At 59.8% G+C, this 2,042-nt stretch carries 2 protein-coding genes; both read right to left on the bottom strand.

Annotated features, from left to right (window positions below):
* Positions 1-351, bottom strand: a 351-nt coding sequence (locus IRZ31_RS21295) for an LLM class flavin-dependent oxidoreductase (RefSeq protein ID WP_297157759.1), incomplete at its 3' end; no start/stop codon positions are given.
* A 25-nt stretch (positions 352-376) separates the two neighbouring features.
* On the bottom strand, positions 377-2,042 hold a 1,666-nt coding region (locus IRZ31_RS21290), incomplete at its 5' end, for a PQQ-binding-like beta-propeller repeat protein (protein WP_297157757.1).

Below are 2,042 nucleotides of genomic sequence, written 5' to 3'. Positions count from 1 at the left end.
ATCGCTGCTCTCGCCAAAATAGGAATCTTGCAGGTCACCCAGCCCAAAGCCCAGGATCAGGCGGCCCTGGGAAAGATGATCGAGCGTCACAGCCTCGCGGGCCACTTTCCAGGGTTGGCGTGCAGGGAGTGGAACCACCGTGATCCCCAGGCGTATCCGCTGCGTGCGCAGGGCGATAGCTGTCAGTGCCAGCCAGGGATCAAAAGTAACCCGTTCGCCAGCCCAGTACACCAGGTAATCCTCCAAAAAGACGCCATCCCAGCCTGCGGCCTCCGCGGCAGAACCGTACTCGATAAGGCGCTCGATAGAGCCATTGATGCCAGATAATGGCAATACTAATCCATATTGCAAGCAAATTCCTCCATTCAGATAGAGGCTATTGAGCCAGTGAGAGCCACCAGCGGAGGCGGCCATTCCTGATGTCGAGTGCGTAGAGCTGCCCGCTGGAGGTGCTGACATAGAGCAGCGGCAAGCCGGCCTGTGCCAGTGTGAGATAGCTGATAGCCTCCCCCAGCCGTGTTCTCCAGCGCAGCTGACCGTTAGCACCCTCAAGAGTCAGCACCGCGTTGCTACTCACTGCCAGGAACAGCGTGGTCTCCTGCGATTGCGCGCTAGTCAGCCCCTCGCCCTTGTATGACTGCTGCCAGAGCGGTCGGCCATCGCTGGCTGAGAGCGCCAGGAGCCGTGCCTGGGGCTGATCCTGTCTATCCAAAGCCAGATAGAGTGTGCCATCTTGCTCGCGGGCAAGAACAGCACGAGAGAGCACCTGGTTAACTGGATGCTGCCAGAGCAGCTGAGCGTTCTCGCTTCGCAGAGCCAGCAGCAGAGTCACATCGCTACCATAGGGATTGCCGGGCGCTGCCTTCTTCTGAGTTGTCAGCGCGTACAACTTGCCGCCATCGGGGCTAACAAACAGCTCACTCAGCTGGCCTGGAATAGGACACTGCCAGAGCTGCGCACCGCTTTGACTGTCCGCTGCACGGAGAAGCGTCTCCGCCACAGGCCCACTGGTCCCTTGAGCCTCCGTTGCCAGGTAGAGCCGACTCCCCCCTCTCGCTACCAGGCGCCAGGAGTCGGCAAGCAGTTGGTGCCAGATGAGGTGGCCATCGGAGGACGCCAGAGCGAGTAGCTGCGTTCCTGGCTCCGGCTGCTCCTCTGCGAGCGCTACGGCCAACGGCTCACCTGGCAGCAGCCCATCGAGCGAAGAGGGAAAACGTTGCTGCCAGAGAATCTTTCCTGTCTTGGCTTCCAGGACCTCTAGCCAAGACACGGAGGGCTGCGACTGGGCAAGGTAGAGCTTGCCCTTAATAAGGGTATGAGCGAAGGAACGGCCTTCCTCTACTCGCTGCCAGAGTAAGTGACCATCGCTGGCGCGCAGGGCTGCCTCTATTGTACCAGTCCCAGAGCTTGGAATACAAGGGCGGTCGGAACCTGGTGTCGTCGCAAGAGAAGCGGCAAAGCAAGTTCCACTGATATAGACTACATCATCTAATACTAAGGGTGAATCGGGTGAAAACTGAGATGCCTGGACTGGAAAGTCATGGCGCCACAACAGATGCCCATCCTGTGCCTGCAGGGCTAAGAGCGCTCCCCTCGCGGAAAAGGCATAGAGCCTGTTCCCGCTAGCCGTCAGCGAGAAACTTTGATCGCTCGTCAGCAGCGCAGCCGACTCAGTAGTAGCAGTGCTCGGCTGCCGAACTGATCCGGTCAAGAAAGCCTCCCGCAGCAGCGGAATCGCCACGGCCAGCAGCAATGTCAGCAGCAATAGGCCCAAGGCGCTGCCCAACAGCCAACGGCGAGCACGAGCCTCTTCCCACCAGTGCAGCCAGGGGAACGGCACCCGTGAAGCGCCGGGCAGAGGGACAAGCTGCGGCTCTTCCGCTATTACAGGAGACCATCCCGGCTCAGCCTCAGCTTGTGACTCATCTGCCGAAGGAGGAGTCCGGGAAGCTCCAGAAGAAGACGAATCGTCGGCGAAGCTGCCATGATGAGACTCGGGCATGGCCTGTTCTCTCCCCCACTCTGGAGGCTTACTAGAGTAA

The organism is Thermogemmatispora sp. (assembly GCF_019683635.1).
Classification (GTDB): domain Bacteria; phylum Chloroflexota; class Ktedonobacteria; order Ktedonobacterales; family Ktedonobacteraceae; genus Thermogemmatispora.
This window is presented reverse-complemented; position numbering and strand designations above follow the sequence as displayed.